Origin of the sequence: Streptomyces sp. Rer75 (assembly GCF_013414305.1) — a bacterium.
GTDB lineage: Bacteria > Actinomycetota > Actinomycetes > Streptomycetales > Streptomycetaceae > Streptomyces > Streptomyces himastatinicus.
Genome location: NZ_CP058693.1, coordinates 10,165,936 through 10,183,183, shown reverse-complemented (window position 1 = coordinate 10,183,183; position 17,248 = coordinate 10,165,936). Strand labels below are relative to the sequence as shown.

General features: G+C 71.7%; 18 protein-coding genes. 2 read left to right on the top strand and 16 right to left on the bottom strand.

The window, feature by feature from the left end; genetic code table 11:
- Positions 1-347 precede the first annotated feature (347 nt).
- On the top strand, positions 348-1,403 hold the full coding sequence (locus tag HYQ63_RS43000; protein ID WP_257232532.1) for a non-reducing end alpha-L-arabinofuranosidase family hydrolase: 1,056 nt from the start codon (positions 348-350) through the stop codon (positions 1,401-1,403).
- Between the two features lie 138 nt (positions 1,404-1,541).
- Positions 1,542-3,056 carry a serine/threonine-protein kinase gene (locus HYQ63_RS42995; RefSeq protein ID WP_179939450.1) on the top strand — a complete coding sequence of 505 codons (1,515 nt, stop codon included), beginning with the start codon at positions 1,542-1,544 and terminating at the stop codon, positions 3,054-3,056.
- Between the two features lie 24 nt (positions 3,057-3,080).
- Here HYQ63_RS42995 and HYQ63_RS42990 read toward each other — a convergent pair whose 3' ends face one another.
- The 16 genes from HYQ63_RS42990 to HYQ63_RS42915 form a co-directional block, all read right to left on the bottom strand.
- The gene (locus tag HYQ63_RS42990; RefSeq protein WP_179939449.1) at positions 3,081-4,121 is read right to left on the bottom strand and encodes an MBL fold metallo-hydrolase; all 1,041 of its coding nucleotides are present in this window, start codon (positions 4,119-4,121) and stop codon (positions 3,081-3,083) included.
- Positions 4,118-5,629, bottom strand: a complete 1,512-nt coding sequence (locus HYQ63_RS42985; RefSeq protein WP_179939448.1) for a class I adenylate-forming enzyme family protein — start codon at positions 5,627-5,629, stop codon at positions 4,118-4,120. Before HYQ63_RS42985 ends, HYQ63_RS42990 begins: the two co-directional genes overlap by 4 nt.
- A gap of 11 nt (positions 5,630-5,640) precedes the next feature.
- Positions 5,641-5,961, bottom strand: coding sequence for an EthD family reductase (locus HYQ63_RS42980; RefSeq protein WP_179939447.1), 321 nt, complete (start codon positions 5,959-5,961; stop codon positions 5,641-5,643).
- A 41-nt stretch (positions 5,962-6,002) separates the two neighbouring features.
- Entirely contained in the window at positions 6,003-6,380 is a 378-nt protein-coding gene (locus tag HYQ63_RS42975; protein ID WP_179939446.1) for a hypothetical protein, read from the bottom strand.
- Positions 6,377-6,745: a nuclear transport factor 2 family protein gene (locus tag HYQ63_RS42970; protein WP_179939445.1), complete on the bottom strand. Its 369-nt coding sequence runs from the start codon at positions 6,743-6,745 to the stop codon at positions 6,377-6,379. The genes HYQ63_RS42975 and HYQ63_RS42970 overlap by 4 nt, the downstream gene beginning before the upstream one ends.
- Positions 6,746-7,028: 283 nt before the next feature.
- Positions 7,029-7,649: a TetR/AcrR family transcriptional regulator gene (locus tag HYQ63_RS42965; RefSeq protein WP_179939444.1), complete on the bottom strand. Its 621-nt coding sequence runs from the start codon at positions 7,647-7,649 to the stop codon at positions 7,029-7,031.
- Between the two features lie 132 nt (positions 7,650-7,781).
- The gene (locus tag HYQ63_RS42960) at positions 7,782-8,573 is read right to left on the bottom strand and encodes an enoyl-CoA hydratase/isomerase family protein (RefSeq protein ID WP_257232531.1); all 792 of its coding nucleotides are present in this window, start codon (positions 8,571-8,573) and stop codon (positions 7,782-7,784) included.
- Positions 8,570-9,349: an SDR family NAD(P)-dependent oxidoreductase gene (locus HYQ63_RS42955; protein WP_179939442.1), complete on the bottom strand. Its 780-nt coding sequence runs from the start codon at positions 9,347-9,349 to the stop codon at positions 8,570-8,572. Before HYQ63_RS42955 ends, HYQ63_RS42960 begins: the two co-directional genes overlap by 4 nt.
- The gene (locus HYQ63_RS42950) at positions 9,346-10,122 is read right to left on the bottom strand and encodes an SDR family oxidoreductase (protein WP_179939441.1); all 777 of its coding nucleotides are present in this window, start codon (positions 10,120-10,122) and stop codon (positions 9,346-9,348) included. Before HYQ63_RS42950 ends, HYQ63_RS42955 begins: the two co-directional genes overlap by 4 nt.
- Entirely contained in the window at positions 10,119-11,348 is a 1,230-nt protein-coding gene (locus HYQ63_RS42945; protein WP_179939440.1) for an acyl-CoA dehydrogenase family protein, read from the bottom strand. The genes HYQ63_RS42950 and HYQ63_RS42945 overlap by 4 nt, the downstream gene beginning before the upstream one ends.
- A 29-nt stretch (positions 11,349-11,377) precedes the next feature.
- Positions 11,378-12,352, bottom strand: a complete 975-nt coding sequence (locus HYQ63_RS42940; protein WP_179939439.1) for a phosphotransferase family protein — start codon at positions 12,350-12,352, stop codon at positions 11,378-11,380.
- On the bottom strand, positions 12,349-13,551 hold the full coding sequence (locus HYQ63_RS42935) for an acyl-CoA dehydrogenase family protein (RefSeq protein WP_179941135.1): 1,203 nt from the start codon (positions 13,549-13,551) through the stop codon (positions 12,349-12,351). Before HYQ63_RS42935 ends, HYQ63_RS42940 begins: the two co-directional genes overlap by 4 nt.
- 62 nt (positions 13,552-13,613) lie before the next feature.
- A complete protein-coding gene (locus tag HYQ63_RS42930) occupies positions 13,614-14,759 on the bottom strand; it encodes a thiolase family protein (RefSeq protein WP_179939438.1) in 1,146 nt (381 codons plus the stop codon).
- Entirely contained in the window at positions 14,756-15,136 is a 381-nt protein-coding gene (locus HYQ63_RS42925; protein WP_179939437.1) for a Zn-ribbon domain-containing OB-fold protein, read from the bottom strand. Before HYQ63_RS42925 ends, HYQ63_RS42930 begins: the two co-directional genes overlap by 4 nt.
- A gap of 5 nt (positions 15,137-15,141) precedes the next feature.
- On the bottom strand, positions 15,142-15,930 hold the full coding sequence (locus HYQ63_RS42920; RefSeq protein WP_179939436.1) for an enoyl-CoA hydratase/isomerase family protein: 789 nt from the start codon (positions 15,928-15,930) through the stop codon (positions 15,142-15,144).
- A 96-nt stretch (positions 15,931-16,026) separates the two neighbouring features.
- A complete protein-coding gene (locus HYQ63_RS42915) occupies positions 16,027-17,175 on the bottom strand; it encodes an acyl-CoA dehydrogenase family protein (RefSeq protein ID WP_179939435.1) in 1,149 nt (382 codons plus the stop codon).
- Positions 17,176-17,248 lie beyond the last annotated feature (73 nt).

Here is a 17,248-nt window from a genome sequence, read left to right as displayed (position 1 = left end):
GGCCCGGCGGGGCCAGCCTGCCCCACCCGGCCCCCACCCGACAGGTCGCAATCAACCGGCACATGGTTCCGGACGGTGGGTGGTGCGCGAGGTATTGACGCGCTTCGTGAGCCCCCTATAGTCCATGACATCCGAGAGTCCGGCCGACGTCCGATATCCCGAACCTAGCTGGGCCGGATCGGTTTGCGTGCCGTGCACGAGGGCGTACGCGAACCAGGCACGGCAGCACACGTACACGCACCCGCACCATCCGTTCCGGTAAGGCCCTCCCCACGCGCCACCGTTCCGGATCCGCAAGGGCGTACCTGGTGTCGTGCGGCGGGCCCCGATGCCCCTTGGAGCCCTTCATGCTTCCAGGACGACACCTCCGCCCGCGCGCCTGCCGCGCGGCCGCGGTGTTCCTGCTGGGTCTGGCGATGTCGCTGTTCGCCCTCCCCGCGGACGCGCGCGCGGCCGCAGGACCCGCCGCACAGCTGCCGGGCAGTTTCCAGTGGTCCTCCAGCGGACCGCTGATCGCGCCCAAGCCCGACGCCGCCCACCCCGTCGTCGCCGTCAAGGACCCGACCGTGGTGCAGGCGAACGGGAAGTGGCACGTCTTCATGACGACCGCCAACACCCAGGGCGCCTGGAGCATGGCTTACACCAGCTTCACCGACTGGTCGCAGGCGGGGTCGGCGCCGCTGACGTATCTGGACACCAATCCCAACATCGGCAACCGGTACGCGGCCGCGCCCCAGGTCTTCTACTTCGCGCCCAAGCGCCTGTGGTACCTCGTGTACCAGACCGGCCCGCCGTCCTACTCCACCAGCACCGACCCGGGAAACCCCCGCAGCTGGTCGGCGCCCAAGACCTTCGACAACGCCGCCGGGTCGGGCACCCTGGACTACTGGGTCGTCTGCGACACCGCCATGTGCTACCTGTTCTCCGCGGACGACAACGGCCACGTGTTCCGCTCGGAAACCACGGTCGGGGAGTTCCCGGGCGGCTTCCGGAACACCCAACTCGTCCTCCAGGACTCCAAGTTCGCCCTGTTCGAAGGCGGTGCGGTCTACCGTGTGCAGGGGACCGGCACCTATCTGCTGCTGATGGAGGCCATCGGCAGCGACGGCAGGCGCTACTACCGCTCCTTCACCGCCCAGGGGCTCACCGGCCAGTGGCAGCCGCTGGCCGCCACCGAGTCCAATCCCTTCGCCCGCAGCAACAACGTCACCTTCCCCGCCGGCGCCTGGACCCGGGACATCAGCCACGGCGAACTCATCCGGACCGGAAACGACCAGACCATGACCATCAATCCCTGCCGCCTCCAATTCCTCTACCAGGGCATGAACCCGTCGGCCAGTGGCGACTACTCCCAGCTCCCCTGGCGCCTGGGGCTGCTCACCCAGACCAACACCACCTGCTGAGGCGGGAACTTCGGCGCCCCCGGTTCACGGTGTGTGCGGGACAGTACCCGGCACGCGGGGAGGGCCATGGGGGCGTGCGCGCTCACGCCGGTTATCGTGTCGAGGCACATCGCGCACGGCAGGTCAGAACGAAGAGGGATGCTGGTGTCGGACAAGGAGCCGCTGGTCGCACATCGGTACCGGCTGACCGAGCGGATCGGCAGCGGCGGCATGGGCACGGTGTGGCGGGCCGAGGACGATGTGCTGGGCCGCCAGGTGGCGCTCAAGCGGATACACGCTCCGCACCATCTCTCCGACGACGAACTCTCCACGCTGTACGAGCGCACCCGCCGCGAGGCGCGGAGCGCCGCCCGCATCACCCATCCGAACGTGGTCGTCGTCCACGACGTCGTGGACGACGACGAGGGGCTGCCGTGCATCGTCATGGAGTACGTGCCGTCCACGACGCTCGGCGCGCTGCTCAAGGAGCGCGGTACCGTCGCGCCCCAGGAGGCGGCGCGGGTCGGCCTGGGCATGGTCGCCGCGCTCTGGGCCGCGCACGCGGCCGGGGTGCTGCACCGTGACGTCAAGCCCGGCAATGTGCTGCTCGGCGCCGACGACCGGATCGTCCTCACCGACTTCGGCATTGCCGTGACCAGCGGAACGCCGACGCTGACCCGGACCGGCGAGATGATCGGCTCCATCGAGTACATGGCCCCTGAGCGGGTCAGGGGCCGGAAGCCCGGCCCCTTCTCGGACCTCTGGGCGCTGGGCGCGACGCTCTACCAAGCGGTGGAAGGACACCCCCCGTTCCGGCGGGACACGGCGATCGAGACGGCGTACGCCAACGCCGTCGACCCGCTGCCGCCGCTGCGCCACGCCGGGCCGCTGGCGCCGCTGATCGAGGCGCTGCTGGCCAAGGAGCCCGACGACCGGCCGTCGGCGGAGGAGACGGAGCGGGAGCTGAAGTCGGTGGTGGCGGAGGAACCGACCCGGGTCCGGGCGCCACGCCACGATGCCCCGGCCACGGCCGTCGCCCCGCCACCGCCCGGGACCGTGGCCACGCCCGAGCGAACCGGCGGCGGCCGTCGTAGGCGGCGCCGCGTGGTGTGGAGCGCCGCGGCGGTGGCGCTCGCGACCCTGGCCGTGGCCGGTGCCACCTACATGTGGCCGGACGGCGGCGGGCAGCAGGGCGGCGGCGAGGCGAAACCCTCCGCCTCCACTCCCCCGCCCGTGCCCCGCGGCTACCACCTGGTCGAGGAGAAGAAGCTCGGCGTCTCCTTCCCCGTGCCGAACGGGTGGAAGCTGAGCGACCGAACGAGCGACGGAGTCAAGTACATCGACCCTTCCGGCCTGGTCGAGATCACGATCGGCATGGTGGACCCGGCCGGGCCGTCGCCCGTGGCGCACTTCCGGGACATCGAGGCGAACACGAAGAAGAACTACGACGTGTACCAGCGGCTGCGCCTGGACCGCACCACCTTCCGGGGGCAGCCCGCGGCGATCTGGGAGTGCACGTTCGCCGGCAGAGTGCGCACCTTCCGCGCCATCGACCTCGGCTTCGGGCGGGAGGGCGGCAAGGAGTACGACATCTACCTCTCCGCGCCCGACGAGCAGTGGGACACCTACCGTCCCGTCTTCGACAAGGTGAAGCAGGGCCTGCGCACCCACTGACTGCGCGCCCAATGACGCGGCTCATCACCGCACGCGCGTGTACTGGTTCACACCGTCGGCGAACGCCACCGTCACCTGGCCCCGGAGCACGAGGACGTCCAGGTGGGCGGCGGTCTCGTTGACCGCGAGCATCTGGTTGAAGGCGCTCAGGCTCCCGAACGGCACGGCCCGGCGAGTCCAGGTGAGCCCCCGCGCCACCGCGTGGGCGTCGAGCGTGTCCTCGCCGAGCGCGGCCAGGCTCCCGGCCAGCCGGTCGTCGTGGTGGGCGAGCAGTTCACCGACCCGGCTGTGGGCGCTGTCGGTGACCGGTCCGTGCGCGGGCAGCAGGCGGGCGTCGGCGTACCGGGTCATCAGCCGCAGCGAGTCCAGGTAGTCGGCGAGCGGACGGCCGCCCGGTTCGGCCAGTTCGAAGCCGATGGAGGGAGTGATGTGCGGCAGGACGTGGTCCCCGGAGAACAGCAGTCCGCGCTGCTCGTCCAGGAAGACCACATGGCCCTTGGTGTGTCCGGGGGTGGGGACGACGCGCAGCTCGCGGTCGCCGAAGCGGAGGGTTTCGGCGCCGAGCCAGCGGTCGGGGGCCTCCCACACACTCGGGTCGTAGCCGCCGTGGTCCATCGCCTCGATGTGGTCGGCGAGTTCCCCGGCTCCGGCGGCGCGCAGGGTGCGCAGCGAGCCGACGGGCTGGTCGCTGCGCAGGCGGTCGAGCATCTCCAGTCCCGGGCGTTCCCCCGCGCCGAGGTAGACGCGCGAGCCCAGCAGTCGGCGCAGCTCCACGGCGTGGGTGTAGTGGTCGCGGTGGATGTGGGTGACCAGGATGTGGCTGATGTCGCCGGGGTCGCGGTCGATGGCGGCAAGGGCCTCCTCGAGCGTCTTGCGCGCCTCGGGGATCGCCCAGCCGCCGTCGATCATGACGATGCCGCCGTCGTCGTCCAGGTCCTCCAGGAGGTAGACGTTCACGGCGTGCAGGCCGTCGTTGGGCAGGGGCAGGGGCACGCGGTGCACCCCGGGTTGTACGGTCTGGACTCCGGCCGCCGCCCAGGGGCCCTGGTCGAACCGCGCTGTCATGTTCCTCCTCGTCCGTGCAGTCTGACGGCCAGGTCCCGGGCCCCGCCCCGGTCGAGCTTGCCGACCTTCGTCTGGGGCAACTCGTCGGTACCGTACACGTATTCGGGCCACTTGGTCTTGGACAGTCCGATGCTCTCCAGGTGCCCGGTCATCTCGTCCAGGTCGATACGGCCGCCGTCCGTGGTGACGACGAGCAGCGCCACGCGTTCGCCGAGGACATCGTCGGGGACCGGCGCCACACATGCCCGGGCCACGCGCGGGTGGCCCGCGACCGCGCGCTCGATCTCCGTGATGTCGATGTTGCGGCCGCCCCGGATGATGATGTCCTTCTCGCGCCCCATGATGGTGAGGGTGCCGTCCTCATGGGTGACCAGCAGATCGCCGGTGGGCAGATAGCCGTCCTCCGTCAGCGCCGGGGGAACGGCCCTTCCGTCACCGGCGTATCCGAGGAAGAGGGACGGTCCGCGCACCTGCGCCCGGCCGGTCACACCGGGGCCCGCCACCCGGCCGTCGGGGGTGAGCGCGCGCACGTCCGTGCCCGGGAAGGGGCGGCCGTCCCTGCCGAGCCGGATCTCCTCGGGGTCGTCGGGGCTCGGCGAGGTGTGGCCCAGGCACTCGGACATGCCGAAGACCCGCAGGATCCTTGTGCCCAGGGAGCGTTCGGCGCGGGCCAGGGCTGCGCGGTCCATGGGTCCGCCGCCGACGGTGATCGACCGGACGCCCCGGAGGATGCCGGACCCGGCCGCCTCGTCGCCCATCTGGAGCACCATGGTCGGTACGCACATGGTCCAGCGGACACCTGCCTCGGCCATGCGCCGCGGCGCGAGGGCCCGGTCCCACTTGCCCGTCATGACGAGCGGCCCGCGCAGCAGCAGGGAGAGATAGACCCCGAAGCAGTACGCGGCCGTCGACGACAGCGGGACGATCGCGGCGACGGCGTCGCCCGGCGACAGCCCGTTGACGGTGATGGTGGTCTCGGCCGCGTAGCGCAGGGCCTGTTCGGACTGTACGACGCCTTTGGGCCGCCCGGTCGATCCGGAGGTCAGGCCGATCAGGACGCCGCCCGACCAGCGGGACACCTCGCGTGGGTGCGGTGTGGACCGGCACGTCCAGCCGTCGAGCACGGTGCGCTCCGGGCCCGGCAGCCGTGTCGACACCGCCCACTCGTCGATCGCCGAGGGTTCGGCGACGACGGCGTCGGGGCGGATGTCCTCCCAGGCGGTGGCGAATTCGGCCCGTGTGGTGTGCCGGTTGACCAGCGCGATGACCCCGCCGTCCCCGCCGCTGAGGCCCGCGGCGAGGGTGGCGGCGACCGTGCGCCATGAGTTGTCCGCCTGGATCAGGACGGTGCCGACGGCTCCGTCGGCCGTGCCTGCGGACAGCGCCCCGGCCAGCCGCTCGGCCTCGTCCAGGAGTTGCCGGGCCGTATGGCTGCCCGTGTCGTCGACGACGGCGACGAAGTCGGCCTCGGCGGCCCGCCGTTGGAACTCACGCACTACCTGTCGCATCTCGTCCTTCCTCAGGCGGCGAACATCTCCGCCTCGGGTCCCATGACCGCGATGCGGCGGCCCTTCATGTCGCCTACCTGGGCGACGGCGTCGGCCCATTCAGGGCTCGCGAGGGCCTTCTTGAGGTCCTCGGGGGAGTCGAAGCCGAGGACGGAGATGCCGTCCCAGCCTGCGGAGCGCGGCTCCAGGGCGGCGTCGATCTCGGTGTGCCGCCAGCTGCGCAGTCCGGGGAGGCGGCAGGTCAGCTTCGCGTGGTCGCCGCGCCACCACGTGATGAACTGCTCGTGTGTCCACTCCGGGGGCCGGGCTGCCAGCAGGACGAGGTTGTACATGACGGTCCTTCGCAGGTCAGGTGAGCGGTCAGGGGTCGGGGTCAGGTGAAGCGGATCTCGGACGAACGCCCGATCAGCAGGCGCTGGAGCCGCCCGTCGCCGTTCACCCGCCCGGCGGCGACGAAGCTCGCCTCGGGGACGCCCGCGCGCCGTACCTCGCCCAGGAAGAATTCGTCCGGGCCGACCGTGGTGGCCGCCAGCCGGTGGTGGGTGCGGGTGCCCCGCTCGCGCTGTTCGAGGTAGCCGACCAGGGCGGCGCGGCCCCCGGCGAAGTCGGTGGCGTCGCCGTCGCCGGTGGAGAACAGGATGGAGAGGGCGAAGTCGTCGCTGATCAGGTCGAGGATCTTGGCGGGTTCGTCCCCGTCGAGGATCTCGAACCACGCGGTGAGGAAGGGGGCCGCCGCCGGGGTGCCCGTCATACCCGGCTCCTGTCCCCGGCCCAGTCGATCAGCTGGAAGGAAACGGTGAAGAATGCCTGGTAACGGGCGATGAGTCCGCCGGGCGAGAGCACCGCTGCCGAGTGGAAGGAGCCGGTGTACTCCCCGCCCTCGGTCACCACTCCGTATACGGTCTCCAGGTCGCCGTCCCGGCCGTGGCGCAGGATCTCGTGTGTCCGGTCCACGGGGTTGCGGCCCGCGATGTACGCGGCGAAGTCTTCCCTGGAGGTGCCGGTGACCTCCTTGCCCGGCAGAGCGATGAGGAACCGGAAGTCGGGTTCCAGGAGTTCGAGTGTCTGTTCCGGCCGGCGGCTGTCCATACCGGCGAAATACGCGCGCAACACCATGAGGGGGCCCTTTCGGTCGGCGGCCGCTCATTAGGGTCTGGTGGATGGTCGCCGGGCGGGAGAGCCTGGGCGGCCGGGAGGGGGCCGCGTCGCCGGCCCCAGATCAACCTGAGTCAAGTTCAATTCAATTCGCATGGTAATCCCGGCGAAATACGGCTGACAAGAGTCCGTACGAGACCATCCTGTGCCTTCGGCACGGCTTCGGCGTGGACAGGGCGCGGGCATGGCAAAGCCCCCGGCGGAGGTCCACCGGGGGCAGGAGCTAACAGGGGCGCTCAGCGCGTCACGTGGCGACCATCCGTACGCAGGCGCCCTCGATCAGCTCGCTGATCTCCGACAGCGGCGTGGGCCCCGACGGCCGGTACCAGCGCCAGACGCTGACGATCAGGCCGAGCACACCCGCGCCCAGCAGCTGGGCGTCCCGAAGCGGGAACACTCCCTGGGACATGCCCCGGACCAGCAGGTTCGTCCAGTCCCGCTCGACGAGCTGGACCAGCTGACGGGCCTCGACGCGCTCGGCCTCCTCCCGCTTGGACTTGCGCGGGCCGGAGAGCAGATCCATGTGGTTGTGCAGGATCCGCATCTGGAGAACTTCGTGGTCGGAGACGTCGTACGCCGCGCGCACGGCCGCCCGGAGAGCCTCCACCGGGTCGGTGACGTCCGCGGTCGTCTCCGTGAACTTGTCGTGCGAGCGCTGGAGCTCCAGCCGCATGATCGTGAGCAGACAGTGGGTCTTGGACTCGAAGTAGTGGTAGAGCGCCGTCTGCCCGATGCCGACCCGCTCCGCCACCGTCGACCACTTGGTGGCCTCGAAGCCCGTCTCGCCGAAGCAGTCGACGGCAGCCGCCAGAATGGCGGCGCGCTTGGACCTCGGTCCCGCTTCCGGTTCAACCCTTGTCGCCATGACCCCGTCTCCTGGCCGCCGTCCACCTCGTCGGTACCCGAGAGTAGCCCCAAGCTGAACTCAGTTGCCAATCGACTCGGGCTGCTTCCGCTCGACTCGGTCGGCTTTGAGTCAGGGGTTCCGGGCATACGTTCAGCTGTTGCTCGCGCCGCGCGTGAAGTCGGGCGCCCGTTTGCCCAGGAAGGCGGCGACTCCCTCCTGCCCGGCGTCGGACGCGGCCGCGGCGGCGATCGCGCGGGCCTCCCGGTCCAGGTGCGGGCCGAGGTCGGCGGTCAGCCCGGCGGCGACGAGACGTCGGGTGGCGCCGAAGGCGGCAGTGGGCCCGCGGCGCAGCGCCTCGGCCGTACGCGCGGCCTCCGCGGTCAGGCGGGCGGGGGCGACGACCCGGCTCACCAGTCCGATGTCCGCGGCTTCTGCCCCCGTGATGCGGCGGTTGGTCAGCAGCAGGTCCAGGGCCCGCTTGGGGCCGACGAGGCGCGGCAGGAACCAGCTGACCCCGGCGTCCGGCGAGTAGCCGATGCCCGTGTACGCGGCGGTGAAGGAGGCGGTGTCGGCGGCGAGGGTCACATCGGCGGACGCGGCCAGGCCGAGGCCCGCGCCCGCGACGGCTCCCTGTACGGCGGCCACCATGGGCGCGTCGCTCGCCGCGAACGTGCGCAGCGCGTCATGGAGCGCGTCGGTCACCGCGGTGAGGTGCTTCTCCAGTGCCGCGCCGGAGAGCCGGGAGAACTCCCCGAGGTCGCCGCCGACGCAGAAGGACTTCCCCTCGCCGGTCAGCAGGACGGCCCGTACGCGCTCCGCCGCGCAGGTCCGTGCCGCGTCCAGCAGTCCGCGCGCCATGTCCAGGTCGATGGCGTTGCCCGCCTCGCCGCGGCGCAGGGTGAGGCGGGCCAGACCGTCGTCCATCTCGATGCCGACGCTCATCGCGCGGTCCATCCGCCGTCGACGGTCAGGATCTGCCCGGTGCAGTACGAGGAGGCATCCGAGGCGAGGAACAGCAGCGCGCCGTCGAGTTCATGTCCGTCGCCGCCGCGCCGCAGCAGGGTGTTGCGCTCGACCCAGCGGGCGGAGCGCTCGTCGCCGAAGAGGTCGGCGGTCATCTCGGTGCGGAACCAGCCGGGGGCGAGCGCGTTGACGCGGGTGCCGCGCGAGCCCCACTGTCCGGCCAGCTCCCGGGTCAGCCCGATCAGTCCGGCCTTGGACGCGGAGTAGCTCGCGCCGCCGAGCGGGGCGGCGGTGACCAGGCCGAGGATGGAGGAGACGTTGATGACGCTCCGGGGCGGCGCCCCGTCCCCGGTGGGTGCCTCGGCCACGAGGCGTGCCAGGTGGAAGGGCGCGGTGAGGTTGACGCCGAGGACGTCGGCGAAGGCGTCCGGGGATTCGTCCTCGGCGCGGGTCTCCCCGGACGTGGCCGCGTTGTTGACGAGGATGTCGACGTGTCCTGTGGCGGCGCGCGCGGTTTCCACGAGCCGCGTACGGTCTTCGTCCCGTGAGACGTCACAGGCGACCGGGTGGATCCGCGCGTCGGAGTCGGCGAGTTCCTTCAGCCGGTCGAGGCGCCGGGCGGCGGCGTACACGGTGGCTCCGGCCTGCGCGAGGACGGTGGCGAAGCGTGCGCCGAGTCCGGCGGAGGCGCCGGTGACCAGGGCCGTCCTGCCCCGGAGTGAGAACAGCTCAGCGGCGGGCCGCGGTGTGCTCATGCGTCCACCCCGATCGGCAGGGCGGTGGCGCCGCCGTCGAGCACCAGGGTCTGGCCGGTCATCCAGGACGAGGCGTCGGAGGCCAGGAACAGTGCCGCGTGGGCCACGTCCTCCACCGTGCCGAGGCGCCGCAGCGGCAGTTTGGCGGTGAGGATCGGCTCGCGGACCTCCCACACCGCCCGCGCCAGCTCGGTTTTGATGAGCCCGGGGGCGATGGCGTTGACACGAGCGCGCGGCCCGAGTTCGTAGGCGAGCTGCCGGGTCATGTGCAGCATGGCGGCCTTGGTGGCGTTGTAGTAGCCGATGTACGGGTCGACGATGAGCCCGCCGACGGAGGCGACGTTGACCACCGCTCCCCCGTGCTCGGCCATCCAGGCCCGCCAGGCGTACCGGGTCCAGGCGATCATGCCGTACTGGTTGACGCGGACGGTCTTCTCCGCGCGCGGCAGGTCCAGGTCGAGCAGCTCGCCGTGGTACGGGTTGGTGGCCGCGTTGTTGACGAGGACGTCGAGGCGGCCGAAGCGGGCCATCGTTTCCTCGACGCAAGTCTCGGCCTGCTCGGGTTCACCGGCGTTGGCCACCACGGTGTGGAGGTCGCCGTCGCCCTTGGTACGCAGCAGTTCCTCGCGCGCCTGGGCGAGTCCGGCCGCTTTGCGGGCCGCGATCACCACGTGTGCTCCGGCCGCCCGGTAGGCGGCGGCGATGCCGAGGCCGATGCCGCGGGATCCGCCGGTGATGACGGCCACCTTGCCGTCGAGGCTGTTGGCGCTCACGCTGCTCCCGTCGTCGGTCGGGTCGTTGCGTACTTGTCCAGTTCCTGGCGGGCCACCGTCCGCAGGTGTACTTCGTCGGGGCCGTCGGCGATGCGCAGCGCCCGGGTGATGGCGTACAGCCGGGCGAGTACGGTGTCGTCGCTGACGCCCGCCGCGCCGTGGGCCTGCACCGCGCGGTCGACCACCTTGTGGGCGACCTCCAGCGCCGCGACCTTGATGGCGGCCACCTCCATGCGGGCGGCGGCGTTGCCGACGGTGTCCATCAGCCAGGCCGACTTGAGGACGAGGAGTCGCAGCTGCTCGATCTCGATGCGGCTGCGGGCGATCCATTCGCGGACCACGCCCCGGTCGGCGAGGGGCCCGCCGAAGGCAGTGCGTGCGGTGACGCGCTCGCACATCAGCTGAAGCGCGCGCTCGGCGAATCCCACGGCGCGCATCGCGTAGTGCATCCGCCCCGGGCCGAGCCGTCCCTGGGCGAGCGCGAAGCCCTCGCCCTCGCCGCCGAGGATGTTCTCCACCGGTACGCGGACGTCCTCGAAGAGCACGTCGCCGTGGCCGAGCCGGTCGGTGTAGCCGAACATCGGCAGGTCGCGCAGGACCGTGATGCCCGGGGTGTCCCGGGGGATGAGCAGCATGCTCTGCTGCCGGTAGGTGGGCGCCTGCGGGTCCGTCTTGCCCATCAGGATGATGAGCTCGCAGTCGGGGTCGAGGATCCCGGAGGTGTACCACTTGCGGCCGTTGACGACGTAACTGTCGCCGTCGCGGGTGATGCGGGTGCGGATGTTGCGGGCGTCGGAGCTGGCGACTTCCGGCTCGGTCATGGCGAAGCACGAGCGGATCTCGGCGTCGAGCAGGGGGCGCAGCCAGCGCTCCTGTTGTTCGGGGGTGCCGTACAGCGCGAGGAGTTCCATGTTGCCGGTGTCGGGCGCCGAGCAGTTGAACACTTCGGGGCCGATGATGGAGCGCCCGGCCAGTTCCATGAGCGGCGCGTATTCGAGGTTGCTGAGGCCCGCGCCCCAGTCGCCGTGTGCCATGAAGAGGTTCCACAGGCCCTCGGCGCGGGCCTTCTCCTTCAGCCCGGCCATGACCGGCGGCAGCGCGTGCGGGTCGTCCGCTTCGGCCAGCTGCCGGTCGTACACCGCTTCCGCGGGAAGGACGTGCTGGTCCATGAACGACCGTATGCGGTCCTGGAGTTCACTCGCGCGGGGCGAGAATCCGAAGTCCACGTGTGCTCCTGTTCGGTGGCCGGTCCGGATCAGCCGAGGATGGCGCGCGCCGTGCGGATCATCGCGGCGATGGTGGGCGGCAGGCGTTCCTGGTCCGGGTCGTGGTGCTTGCCCTCGCGGTGGCGGCGCAGATTGTGGCCCATGATCGCGGCCATCTTCATGCGGCCGAGTGCCCGGAACCAGTCCATGGCGGGCAGGGCGGGACGGCCGTCGCGGTAGGTGTCCATCAGTTCGGTCTCGCCGGGCAGGCCGGGCACGGGGTGTCCCAGCCGGGGGAAGTTGCGGTGGTCGGCGAAGAGCAGGAACCAGCCGAGGTCGATCCGCGGGTCGCCGACGCTCCAGATCTCCCAGTCCACGACGGCCACGGCGCGTTCGTCCGCGCACAGCACATTGCCGAGCCGGAAGTCCCCGTGCAGCAGCACCGGCGGGAGGCTTCGCGGCACGTCGTCGGCGAGACGGGCCAGCAACTCCTCCCCGCCGGGCCGCAGTTCGGCGGGGACGGCGTGCAGGGTGCGGCTCCACCGCTCCAGCTCACCGGCGGCGTCGAGGGGTGCGGGCGCGCCGAGACCGGGGGTATCGACATCGGTGGTGTGCAGCCGCCGCAGGACGGCGGCGATCTCCAGCATCCGGGCGCGGGCCGTCGCGTCGGGCACCTCGTGCTCGTCCAGCACCGGCTCGACGGCCTCCCCGGCGGCGAAGTCCATGGCGAACCAGGCGGGTTCGGTCTCGTCAACGGCCACGACACCCGGAACCGGCACCGTGGACCCGGCCAGCGCGCCCAGCACCCGTGCCTGGCGCAGGACGTCGTTGCGTCCGACGGGCCGCTGTCCGGGCGGCACCGCCTTGATGACGTACCGGGCGTCCCCCGCCGTGACCGAGTACGTCAGCCCGGAGTGGCCGCCCGGCAGTACGGTCAGCTCGCCGACCGGCGCGCCCGGGTGGTGGCGGGCGAGCCGCTCGCGGACCCGGGCGGCCAGCTGCGTCCCTCGGGTGGCCGTGCTCATCGGGTGGGCTCCTTGGGCAGGCCGAGGACGCGTTCGGCGAGGATGGTGCGCTGGATCTCGTCGGTGCCGCCCGCGATGCTGTAGCCGGGGGCGCCGAGCAGGTGTTCCGTCCAGGCGTAGGTGCCCCACTCCCCCGTGTCGGCCACGAGGTTCGGACCCAGCAGTTCGGACACCAGGTCGCTGGTGCGGCGCATGGTCTCGGTGGCGTACAGCTTGCCGACCGAGGCTTCCGCGCCGGGTTCGCGTCCGGCGACGAGTGCGGCGGTCACGCGCAGGCCGATGAGCCGCTGGACCAGGGTGCGGATGTGGAGGTCGGCGGCCCGCTGCTGTTCGGCGCCGGTGAGGGGGCGTGGCAGGTGCGCGGCGAGGTCCAGGGCCCGGTCGGCGTTGTCGAGGCCGAGGCTGCCGGAGTCGAGCCGTTCGGCGGCCAGCACGCTGAGCGTGACCCGCCAGCCCTCGCCGACCGGGCCGAGCCGGTCGGTGTCGGGCACGGCCACGCCGTCGAGGTAGACCTCGTTGAAGCTGGTGCCACCGGTCATCTGCCGGATGGGCCGTACGGTGACGCCGGGCGCGTCCATGCGCACCAGGAAGACGGTGATGCCCGCGTGTTTGCGCACCGCCGGATCGGTGCGGCACACCGCGACGCCCCAGGTGGCGACGCGGGCTCCGGAGGTCCACACCTTGTGCCCGGTCAGCACCCAGTGCTCGCCCTCGCGCACCGCACGGGTGCGCACCGCGGCGAGGTCGGATCCGGCCTCGGTCTCCGAGAACAGCTGGCAGGCCAGTTCGTCGGTCCGCAGCATGGGCCGCAGCCAGCGCCGTTTCTGCTCCTCCGTGCCCCAGAGGGCGATCGCGGGGGCGACGAGCGCCTGCGTCACCGGGAAGATCTCGGGGCGGTGCGGCACGTCGAAGGCCGCTTCCTCGGCGCGGTAGAGCTGCTCGTAGTACGCGGGCAGGCCCCGGCCCCCGTAGGTCTCCTCCCAGTGGAGTGCGGACCACCCCTGGTCGTAGCGGGTGCGTTCCCACTCCTGGACGCGGGCGGTGTGCTCGCGTTCCTGCTCCTCGGTCCAGTTGTCGAACACGGCGACGGAGTCGGAGCCGCTGCCCCACTCCCCGTCGGCGGCGCGGGGCCGGGCGACGGTGCCGAGCCACTGCCGGGCTCGGGCGCGGAACTCCTCGGGTTCGGGGATGCCGCTCATCTCTTCTGCCACTTCTGTGCCACCTCCGATCGGGCGGGATGTTCGGCGGGACATTGGGACGCTCAGCGGGACAGCACCGTGCAGGCGCTCACGCCCGGGGCGCCGTACACATGGGTGAAGCCGACGCGGGGCCGCCCCGGGACCTGGCGTTCACCGGCCCGGCCGCGCAGCTGCTGGACGACCTCGTAGACCTGGCGCAGCCCCGAGGCTCCGATGGGTTCGCCGTTGGCGATGCAGCCGCCGTCGGTGTTGACCGGCAGCGTTCCGCCGATTCCGGTGGCGCCGGAGGCGACCAGCCGCTCCTGCTCGCCGTCCGAGCAGAAGCCGCATTCGGCCATGTGCATGACCTCCGCGCCGCTCTCGGTGTCCTGGAGCTGGCACACGTCGACGTCGCCGGGGCCGACCCCCGCCTCCTCGAAGGCGGCGGCCGAGGCGTCACGGCTGACGCTGGTCAGCTCGCCCGCGGGGATCCACGGGCTGAAGACTTCGAACGAGCCGAAGCGCCGGGTGCGGACGGCGGCCGAGCGCAGGGCGACCGGTGTGCCGTCCATGGTGCGGGCGGCTTCCGGGGAGCAGAGCACCAGCGCGGCCGCGCCCGCTCCGGGGGAACAGAACATGTAGCGGGTCAGGGGGTCGCTGACCATGCCGGAGCCGAGGATCTCCTCGGCTGACAGCGGCTTGCGGCGCCATGCGTCGGGGGTCAGGGCACCGTTGCGGTACGCCTTCTCGGCGACCAGGGCGAGAGTGCGCGCGGTGATCTCGTGGTCGTGCATATAGCGCTGGATCTTCATGCCGAAGAACTGGGTGGTCACCATCAGCCCGTCGCTGCCGTATTCCGCTCCCAGGCCCCAGTCCTCGGGCCTGGGGTCGAAGGCGCCGCGCGGGTGCTTGTCGAAGCCGACGGCGAGGACGACGTCCGCCATGCCGGAGCGGATGGCGTTCACGGCGGAGATGAGCGCGCTGCCGCCGGTGGCGCAGCCGTTCTTGACGTTGACGAACGGCAGCCCGGTCAGGCCGAGTTGGGACACCAGGGTGTCGGCGAGCCCCGCGCTGTCGCTGCCACCGAACGCGGCCCGCACGCGCGGCCACGCGATTCCGGCGTCGGCCAGCGCCGCGCTCACGGCGCCGACGGCCAGCCGGCGGCCCGTGGCCTCGGACCGGCCGAACGGGGTGCGCCCGGCGCCGCAGATCAGGACCTCGGTGCTCACGTTGCCTCCTCGCCGCGGGCGGTGGGCCTGGCCCGCGGGACGCCGGGGCCCGCGGTCACGGTCAGGGGCATGCCGATGCGGATGTCGCCGAGGTCGTCGAGGTCGAGGACGGCGGCCACCCGCACGCCCTCCGCCAGCTCGACGTAGCCGAGCGCGAACGGTGCGAAGCCTCCGGGCGGGGTCTGGTAGGGCGGCGACTTGGGGGCGTACCGCTGCACCGTCCAGGTCCACAGCGTGCCCGTGCCCTGGAGGGCCGCCGGGTCGGCGGACTCCCCGCAGCGCGGGCACGCGTCCTCCGCGGGGTAGACCGTCACCGCGCAGCCGGAGCAGCGTGAGCCCTGGAGCCCGGCGGCCGGACTCCGCGGATCCGTGGCCATCCGGGTCAGCGTCCCTGCCACTTGGGTTCACGCTTCTCCAGGAACGCCGACACGCCCTCGTTGGCATCGTCGGAGTTGAGCGCCACGCCCACGGCGAGGTGCTCCATCACCATCAGCGACTGGGTGTCGGCGTCCAGGCTGCGGTCGATCGTCATCTTGGTGAGCCACATGGTGAAGGGGCTCTTGTCGGTGAGGTTGCCGATGAACTCCTCGACCGTCGCGTCCAGTTCACCGGCCGGTGCGGACAGGTTGATGAGCCCGAACTCGGCGGCCTCGACGCCGGAGAGGAGCTTGCCGGTGAGCATCAGCTCCTTGGTCTTGCGGATGCCGATCATGCGCGGCACCCGGTAGATCGGGCCCGCACCGCCGAACAGCGCGCGGCGGATGTGGAAGTCGCCGATCTTGGCGTCGTCGGAGGAGATGGCGAAGTCGCAGGAGATCATGATCTCGAAGCCACCGGCGGTGACGTGGCCCTCCAGAACCGCCACCGAGGGGGTCTTCATCGAGTAGAGGCGATCGCACACCTTCGCGGACTTCACCGCCACGTCGATCGCGTTCGACTTGCCGACGTATTCGGCCTTCAGGCTGTCGAGGTCGAAGCCCGAGCAGAAGGTGCCGCCGCGGCCGCGGACCACCAGGACCCGCAGCTCGGGGTCCTCGTCGACCTCGGTGATGATTTCGTCGAGCCGGTCCAGGATCGGCACGGTGACGCAGTTCTTCTTCCACGGGCGGTTGAGCCACACCCGGGCGACGTGGCCGTCGCGCTCGAACTGGATCTCGTCTTCCACGGTCATACCCTCACCCCTCGAAATTGAACTGAATTCACTACAACTCTGAGAGCACGGGACGGCACTGTCAACCCCTTGATCGAGACAGAACCGGGGCGACGATCAAACCGAACATGGTTCGAGGTCCAGTCCGGCGAGCGCGGCCAGCCGCGCCCGGTGCCGGTCCGCCGAACCGAACAGCACCTCGCCGCCGCGAGCGCGGCGCACATACAGATGGGCCGGGTGCTCCCACGTGAAGCCGATGCCGCCGTGCAGCTGGACATACTCGGCCGTGGCCAGGCGGAAGGTCTCGGAGCAGACCACGGCGGCGGCGCAGGCGGCCACCGGCAGCTGCGCCCGGGCGACGGCGGCGCAGGCCGTGGCGTACGCGGAGGCCGAGCGCGCCGCTTCCAGCGCGACCAGCACATCGGCCAGCCGGTGCTTGACGGCCTGGAAGGAACCGATGGGACGCCCGAACTGGTGCCGCTGGGCGACGAATTCGACCGTGGCGTCCAGCGCGCGTCCGCCGCCACCGACCTGTTCGGCCGCCAGCGCGGCCCGCCCGGTGTCCAGAGTTGCCGAGACCGCGGCCTCGGCGCCCTCCGCCGTGCCCACGGGGGTGGCCGGTGCGCCCCGGAACTCCACCAGCGCCTGGCGCCGCGTCTCGTCCAGGACGCGGCGCGGCGTCCGCCGACAGGTGCCGGATTCCGGCTCGCAGGCGAGCAGCCGGGGCCCGGCGGGGGTCGCGGCCCGCACCAGGATCAGATCCGCACCGGCCCCGTCGAGGACGAAGTCCGCCCGCCCGCGCAGCACCCACCCGGCACTCCCCCGCTCGGCGGTGACACCGGGCTCGCCGTCGCCGAATCCGGCCACGGTCGCGGTGAGCGCGCCGTCGGCGATCCGGGGCAGATAGCGCTCGCATGCCGCGCCGTCACCGCTGTACAGCAAGGCGTGCGCGGCCAGCGCCACCGTGGGCAGCAGCGGCGCACAGCACAGGGCCCGCCCGGCCTCCTCCAAGGCGACCGCCAGCTCGGCGAAGGTGAAGCCGGACCCGCCGTACTCCTCGGGTACGGCCAGCCCGTGGACCCCGATCTCACCCGCGAGCCGCACCCAGAGGGCTTCGTCGTATCCGCGCGGTGTGGCCAGATGTTTGCGGACATCCTCGGGACCGCTCGTCTCACTGAAGAGGTCCCGCAGGACGGTGCGCAGCTGCCGCTGTTCGTCCGTTTCGGACAGCAGCCGGGGGGCGATCTCGGGGTGGCGAGGGCGCATGGGGACTCCATCGTGCTCGTACGACGGGATCGGATCCGATCGATCCGACAATTTGAACTCGATTCATTTGACC